Source organism: Streptomyces sp. P5F9, from assembly GCF_057961495.1.
On the sequence record NZ_JBXVPZ010000070.1, the window covers coordinates 23,031 to 29,976 of the forward strand.

Below are 6,946 nucleotides of genomic sequence, written 5' to 3' on the forward strand. Positions count from 1 at the left end.
TGTTCAGGGGCCGGGCTTTCGTCAGTCGTCGGGCAGGTCCTTCAGTGTCGGGTCCGTGATGCGGGCCGTCAGGGCCTCGGTGAAGCGGTCGGCGCGCAGTACCCGGAAGGGTCTGGAGTGGTAGGGGCGGGTGGTCGGGTCCACGCGGTCGGTCAGGTTGAGTTGGTTGTGGATGTCGGCCGCCGTTTCGTAGGCGTGGGTGAGGTGCTTTTCCCGCGTGTGCCAGTCCGTCGCCGAGAGGGCGGCCGTCAGGACCGGGATCAGGCGGTGGCCGGCCGTCGTGCGGGCGAAGGCCGTGCCCAGCCATTTGTTGTACGGGGGGTAGCGGCGGTCCATGAGGAGGCACAGGCGCATCAGGGTTCGGGTGAGGCCGGCCGCCGCCGTCGCCGAGCCGAGTTCGTCGCCCACCTCGCCGCAGCGGCCCACGAAGGCCTCCTCCTGGGCGATGCGGTTCCACTGGCGGGCCAGGACGTGGAGCCACACGTCGCGGGGGTACCAGCGGAGGGTGTGGCGCAGGGGGCCGAGTTCGTGCAGGCCGTCGTGGAAGACCGCGCCGCCCGTGACCTCGGCCAGGAGCTGGGTGGGCGTCGTCAGCCAGTCGGTCGCGGTGATCTCGTGGGTGGGGTCGAAGCCGAGCGTTGCCGTGAACCACGCCGTGGTGTGGGTGACTTCGACTCTGTGGTGGACCGGGCCGGTCGTGGTGCGCATGACGCGGACTTCGCCGTCGGCCGTCGGGGCGAAGTTCGTCGGGTAGCCGTGGAAGGTCTTCGGGAGGTGCTCGGCGAGGTGGTGTCTGATGCGGCCCGCGTGGCGGGGGACGTCCCGGGGGCGGAGGAAGAGCTGGAGACGCGGGCCCCATTCGTGGTCCGTCGAGCGCGGGGTGTCGTAGCCGAGGACCTCGGAGCCGCTGCCGATGCGCGCGGCGGAGTGCGGGATGTCGGGGGCGGCGTCTTCGAGGAGCGGGCGGACGGCTTCTGTGTAGAAACGGCGGGAGAGTTCGAGGCCGGGTAAAAAAGTTGGCATATTCGTGAAGCTCATGCACCGACCCTGCCCAGTCTCGCCATGATCGTGCGCGCGAATTTTCGCCGCTGCCCCCTCAACTCCCCGCCATGGACGCCCGGTCGAGCAGTCCGGCAGGTGGACCATCGGTCACCCGTGCCGTCCCAGCTCCCTCAACGCCCCGTCCGTCAGCCGGTACACCGTCCACTCGTCCTGGGGCCGGGCGCCCAGCGCCTCGTAGAAGTCGGTCGCGGGGCGGTTCCAGTCGAGGACGGACCACTCCAGGCGTTCGTAGCCGCGGTCGACGCAGATGCGGGCGAGTTCGGTGAGGAGGGCCTTGCCGTGGCCGGTGCCGCGGGCGGTGGGGCGGACGTACAGGTCCTCCAGGTAGATGCCGTGGACGCCGCGCCAGGTCGAGAAGTTGAGGAACCACAGCGCGAAGCCGACCGGTTCGCCGGTGGTGTCGTCGGTCGCGATGTGGGCGTAGGCGCCCGGGTGTTGGCCGAAGAGCGCCTCGTGGAGCTGCTCCGGGGTCGCCCTCGCCTCCTGGGGTTCCTTTTCGTAGGCGGCGAGTTCGCGGATCAGGGCGTGGATGACGGGGATGTCGGTGGGGGTCGCGGTGCGGATCATGCCGAGAGGGTAGACGCGCTCGGGTCCTTGCCGGGGTCGTGGGTCGCGTGCTCCCGGCGCGGCAGCAGCAGCGGGCTCGCCAGCAGCAGGACCCCCGCGATCGCGATCGCCGTGCGCGGGGTGGTCACCGCTGCCAGGAGCCCCCACGTGGCCGTCAGTGTCGCGATCGCCGCGCTGGTGCTGATGGACCAGGCAGTGAGGGTACGGGCCACGCGGTCGGGGGCGGTGTGGGTGAGCCGGGCGGTGGCCAGGAGGGGGTTGAAGACGCCGATGCAGGTCACCAGGCCGAGCTGGACGGCGGTGACCAGGAGCATCCCGGGGACCCCGGGGCGGACGAACGCCAGGCCGACCGGCCAGCACGCGCGCAGTACCCCGGAGACCACCATCACCCTGTGCTGCCCGAACCGGGCCGCGAGCGGGCGCGCGAGGCGGGAGCCGACGAAGCCCCCGGCCCCGGACGAGGCCGCGAGCACGAGCGCGTACTGCCAGGGAGAGAAGCCGAGGTGACCCAGCAGGAGTACGGCGAGCAGCGGTTCGGCGGCCATGATCAGGCCGTTGACCACCATGGCGTTGAGGAGCAGCGGGCGCAGGGTGGGGTGGGCGAGGATGTAGCGCCAGCCGTCGAGCAGATCGCCCGCGCGCAGCCGAGGCGCACCGCTCCGCTCGGGGCGCGGCTCGGTCCCGCCGATGGCGCGGATGCCCAGCGCCGAGAGCAGATAGCTGACCGCGTCGGCCACCACCGTCGTCACCGGGCCGAACAGGCCGATCGCGACCCCGCCGAGCGGCGGCCCGAGCATGGTCGAGGTCCAAGTCGTGGACTCGAAGCGGGAGTTCGCGACCAGCAGGTCCTCCGGCGGCACCAGCGCCTTCAGGTACGAGCCGCTGGCCGCGTTGAACGCGATGTTCGCCGCGGCGACGGTGACGGAGACGACGAGGAGCTGGGCGAAGGTGAGCCCGCCGAGCGCGTAGGCGACGGGGACGGTCAGCAGCGCACCGAACCGGGTCAGATCCATCGCGATCATCACCGGCCGCTTGCGGCGGAACTCCACCCACGGCCCCAGCGGTACGGCGACCAGGGCCCCCACCGCCCGCCCCGAGGCGGCCAGCACCGCCACCTGGGTCGGCCCGGAGTGCAGCACGAGGATCGCCATGAAGGAGAACGCGCCGAACCCGAGCCCGGTGCCGTACGAGCTGACCGCGAACGACGCCCACAGCCACCCGAACCGGCGCCCCAGCGCCCGTCTCCTCGCCATCCCCGCCCCACACCCTCTCCGTGGAAATGTGACACTCGCGCCGCGAGTGTCACATTTCCACGGACACCCCTTCCGCCGACCGCGGGCCACCGGCATCCAAGCGAGTGCGGGACGCCGAGATCAAACAACCGACTCGCCGGGAAGCTACAACCCCTGGTTGTACCTGCTGGTGAACGGCGATTGTCAGTGGCCGCCACTATCGTCGCCGACGTGGATCTCGACGCTGTGCGCACCTTCGTGGCCATCGCGGACGCGGGCCGTTTCCAGCATGCGGCCACGGAGTTGTCGATCACCCAGCAGGCCGTCTCCAAGCGGGTCGCCGCCCTGGAGCGGGCCGTAGGCGTACGGCTCTTCGCGCGCACCCCGCGCGGGGCCGAACTGACCGTCGACGGGCGGGCGTTCCTGCCGCACGCCCGCGAACTGCTGCGCGCCGAGGCGCGGGCCTTCGCCTCCGTCCGGCCCGGCCACCGCGCGCTGCGCGTCGACGTGATCGGGCGGGGGCTCGCCCCGGCCGCGCTGCTACGGCACTTCCATCGCGCCCGCCCCGAGATAGAGCTCGACGTCGTGACCCTCTTCGACGCCGACGCGGCCGTGGACGCCATCCGCTCCGGCACGGTCGACGCGTCCTTCCGCGCCGTCACGACGACCGGCCGCCGGCTCCCCGACGACATCGAGGTCAGCCGCGCCTTCGACGAACCCGTCCAGCTCCTCACCGGCCCGGCCCACCCGCTCGCCGCCGCCCGCACCGTCACCCCGGCCGACCTCGTCGGGCACCGGATCTGGATGCCCGGCCTCGTCCCCGGCACCGAGTGGGCCGCGTATTACGACGCGCTCGCCGCCGCGTTCGGGCTCACCATCGAGAGCGGCGGCCCCGACTTCGGCGTGGAGCCACTGCTGGACACCATCGCCGGTTCGCGTTCACTGGCGACCTTCGTCGGCGAGCAGACCCGCCTGGTCTGGCCCGCCGGCCACGACCTGCGCCGTATCGCCGTACGGAATCCGACCCCGGTCTACCCGCACTCCCTGGTCCGGCACCGCGACAACCGGCACCCCGCGCTGGCCGCCCTCCGCGATCACCTCCACGACGGCGGCGGGCCCGGCCACTCCGACGACACGGAGACCTGGACACCGGCCTGGGCGTGAAAACAGACCCAGGGCCTGTCCGGCGGATCATGCCGCAGACGCGGGGCGTGGCACGCACTCCCCCACTGCCTTAAAGGCGTGGGGGGACCCCCAGCGGCGTTGTCGTCGGTTGCCGACGCTCCGCGTCGCCGCCCTCCTCCGCCTTGCAGCTGCACGCACCACGCCCCGCTCACCCGCGCTGATCAGGCACCGCCGATTTCCTGCGACCTGATCCGCCGGACAGGCCCTAGCCGCGCAGCCGCCGGCCGATCTCCAGGTGGTCCGGTGACGGTGGACGCCCGTCCTCCACCGTCCACAGCGCGTTCTGCAGCACCCGGCCCAGCGTCCAGGCGCGTGCCCGGTCCCGGTCCAGCCCGAGTACCTCCGTCATGGCGTCGAACCGCCACCCGACCTCGTCCGCGTCGAAGCGGTTCCACAGGGCCGGGAGGAGGTCGAAGCCGGGGTCGCCCGCGAGCGGCTTGGGGTCGATGGCGATCCAGGGGGCGCGGTCCGCGGCCAGGACGTTCTCGAAGTGCAGGTCCCAGTGGAGCAGCCGGTCGCCCGGTTCGCCGGCGACCTCGCGCACCGCCGCCGCGCAGTCCGCGAGCAGCCGCCGCTCGGCCGGGTCGCCGACGCGCGGCAGTGCTGCCGGGGTCCGGTGCAGCAACTGCGCCGCGATGTCACCGAGCCGCCGCAGCCCCGCCGGTGCCTCGACGGCCGTCAGCCGGGCCAGCAGCCGGGCGACGACCAGCGTGGCCTCGCGGGAGTCCGGCAGACCCGCCAACACCCGCCCCGAGTCGAGCCGTTCGAGCAGCAGCGTGCCCGTGCCGGCGTCGGCCTCCAGGAGTCGTACGGCCCCGTCGCCGTCCCAGACCCGCAGCGCGACCGGCTCCCCGGCCGTCTCCTCGTCCACCTCCTGGAGCTTGAGCACGGCCGGCGTCCTGTCCGCCCGCAGCACCGGCAGGACCAGCGCGCACCGGCCGTTCATCGACGCTCCGTCGAGGCGCAGCTCCCACTGATCGAGGAACCGCGCGGCCCGCTCCCGGAGGGCGGCGGCGAAGGCCTCTCCGGCCTCCCCGCCGAAACTCTCGTAACTGGCGATCAGCGCGGCCGGAATGTCGATCACGCCTCCGACGATACTTGCGTGCGTGAATCGGCTCATGCGAATTACCCGGGGCCTCCACAGGGTGTGGGCGTACGTCCGCAGCGCCCCCGGCACCTACGTCTGGCTGGCGATCCTCTTCGTCACCACGGTCGCCATGCACCACATGTCGCCGGAGTTCGAGCAGGAGTTCCTGCGGCAGCGCTCCACCAACATCCACGAGTTGTCGAACAACCCGGTGCGGGTGCTGTTCGCGAGCGCGATGTGGATAGACGGGGGCCGCTGGCTGCCGTACGCCGTGCTGTACACGGTGTTCCACGCGCAGGCCGAGCGGTGGCTCGGGACGGCGCGGTGGCTGATGGTGTGTGTGGCCGCGCATGTGCTGGCCTCGTTGATCAGCGAGGGCGCGCTGCTGTGGGCGATCAAGAACGACATGGCGCCGCAGTCGGCCGTCGACACCCTTGATATCGGGGTGAGTTACGCGCTGGCGGGTGTGGTCGGGGTGCTGGCGTACCGGATCGCGGTGCCGTGGCGGTACCCGTATCTGGTGGTCGTACTGGGCGTCTACGGGGTGCCGTTGGAGACCCACCGCACCTTCACCGATCTCGGGCATTTCACCTCCGTGCTGATCGGTCTCGCGTGTTATCCGCTGGTCAGGGGCTGTGGAAAAGCATGGAATCCGAAGGAGACAGTGGCCGCCCTCAGGGGTTAGCGTCCGGACATGAGCAGCTCGGTGAGCGGTGTCGTGAACGGCGGGATCTCCTTCTGGTACGCGGACGACGGCCTCCCGGCGCGACGGGAGCCTCTCGCCGGTGACGCCTCCGCCGACGTCGTGATCGTCGGCGGCGGATACACGGGCCTGTGGACCGCGTACTACCTGAAGAAGGCGGCCCCCTTCCTCCGGGTCACCGTCCTGGAGCAGAAGTTCTGCGGCTACGGCGCCTCGGGGCGCAACGGCGGCTGGCTGTACAACGGCGTCGCGGGGCGCGACCGGTACGCGAAACTCCACGGCCGCGAAGCCGCCGTACGCCTCCAGAAGGCGATGAACGACACGGTCGCTGAGGTCGTCAGGGTTGCGGAGGAGGAGCGGATCGAGGCCGACATCCATCGGGGTGGCGTGCTCGAAGTCGCTTGTACGCCCGCACAGTTGGCGCGGCTGAAGGACTTCCACGAGCACGAGCTGTCGTACGGCGAGACCGACCGCGAGCTGTACGGCGCCCGTGAGACCGCCGAGCGGATCCGGGTCGTGGACGCGGTCGGGTCGACGTGGACGCCGCACGGGGCGCGGCTGCACCCGGTGAAGCTGGTGAAGGGGCTCGCGGCGGCGGCCGAGGCGCTGGGGGTCACCATCCACGAGTCGACGCCGGTGACGGAGATCCGTCCCCAGCACGCCGTCACGCCGTACGGCACCGTCCGCGCGCCCTACGTCCTGCGCTGCACCGAGGGCTTCACCGCGAGCCTCAAGGGGCAGCGGCGGACCTGGCTGCCGATGAACTCCTCGATGATCGCGACCGAACCGCTCACCAACGCGCAGTGGGAGTCGGTGGGTTGGGGCGGTCTGGAGACGCTCGGTGACATGGCGCACGCGTATATGTACGCGCAGCGGACCGCCGACGGGCGGATCGCGTTGGGTGGGCGAGGGGTGCCGTACCGCTTCGGGTCGAGGACCGACAACGACGGGCGGACGCAGGCGGCGACGATCGAGGCGCTGCGCGAGATCCTCGTCCGGTTCTTCCCCTCGCTCGCGGGGCTGCGGATCGAGCACGCCTGGTCGGGGGTCCTCGGGGTGCCGCGCGACTGGTGCGCGACGGTGACGCTGGACCGGTCGACCGGGCTGGGG

At 71.8% G+C, this 6,946-nt stretch carries 7 protein-coding genes; 3 read left to right on the forward strand and 4 right to left on the reverse strand.

Translation table 11 applies throughout. The annotated features are described in order from the left end of the window. Window positions 1-21: 21 nt before the first annotated feature. The 3 genes from AC31A1_RS14730 to AC31A1_RS14740 form a co-directional block, all read right to left on the reverse strand. On the reverse strand, window positions 22-1,038 hold the full coding sequence (locus tag AC31A1_RS14730; RefSeq protein WP_489653739.1) for a DUF4037 domain-containing protein: 1,017 nt from the start codon (window positions 1,036-1,038) through the stop codon (window positions 22-24). Window positions 1,039-1,149: 111 nt separating this feature from the next. Further along, complete coding sequence (locus AC31A1_RS14735; RefSeq protein WP_489653740.1) at window positions 1,150-1,629, reverse strand: GNAT family N-acetyltransferase; 480 nt, start codon at window positions 1,627-1,629, stop codon at window positions 1,150-1,152. Continuing rightward, complete coding sequence (locus AC31A1_RS14740; protein WP_489653741.1) at window positions 1,626-2,882, reverse strand: MFS transporter; 1,257 nt, start codon at window positions 2,880-2,882, stop codon at window positions 1,626-1,628. The genes AC31A1_RS14735 and AC31A1_RS14740 overlap by 4 nt, the downstream gene beginning before the upstream one ends. Before the next feature lie 210 nt (window positions 2,883-3,092). Between AC31A1_RS14740 and AC31A1_RS14745 the strand changes: the two genes are divergently transcribed. Continuing rightward, complete coding sequence (locus AC31A1_RS14745; RefSeq protein ID WP_489653742.1) at window positions 3,093-4,025, forward strand: LysR family transcriptional regulator; 933 nt, start codon at window positions 3,093-3,095, stop codon at window positions 4,023-4,025. 226 nt (window positions 4,026-4,251) lie between these two features. Here the strand turns inward: AC31A1_RS14745 and AC31A1_RS14750 are convergent, their stop codons facing one another. Then, window positions 4,252-5,166, reverse strand: coding sequence for an aminoglycoside phosphotransferase family protein (locus AC31A1_RS14750; RefSeq protein WP_489653743.1), 915 nt, complete (start codon window positions 5,164-5,166; stop codon window positions 4,252-4,254). Between AC31A1_RS14750 and AC31A1_RS14755 the strand changes: the two genes are divergently transcribed. After that, a complete protein-coding gene (locus AC31A1_RS14755; protein ID WP_489653744.1) occupies window positions 5,165-5,818 on the forward strand; it encodes a rhomboid-like protein in 654 nt (217 codons plus the stop codon). The genes AC31A1_RS14750 and AC31A1_RS14755 overlap by 2 nt on opposite strands. Before the next feature lie 9 nt (window positions 5,819-5,827). Continuing rightward, the coding region (locus tag AC31A1_RS14760; RefSeq protein ID WP_489653745.1) for an NAD(P)/FAD-dependent oxidoreductase at window positions 5,828-6,946 on the forward strand (1,119 nt) is incomplete at its 3' end.

Bases quoted from the DNA above. Each gene is read 5' to 3' on its own strand.
- AC31A1_RS14730 (WP_489653739.1), bottom strand. From the start codon at position 1,038: ATGAGCTTCACGAATATGCCAACTTTTTTACCCGGCCTCGAACTCTCC.
- AC31A1_RS14735 (WP_489653740.1), bottom strand. From the start codon at position 1,629: ATGATCCGCACCGCGACCCCCACCGACATCCCCGTCATCCACGCCCTG.
- AC31A1_RS14740 (WP_489653741.1), bottom strand. From the start codon at position 2,882: ATGGCGAGGAGACGGGCGCTGGGGCGCCGGTTCGGGTGGCTGTGGGCG.
- AC31A1_RS14755 (WP_489653744.1), top strand. From the start codon at position 5,165: ATGCGAATTACCCGGGGCCTCCACAGGGTGTGGGCGTACGTCCGCAGC.
- AC31A1_RS14750 (WP_489653743.1), bottom strand. From the start codon at position 5,166: ATGAGCCGATTCACGCACGCAAGTATCGTCGGAGGCGTGATCGACATT.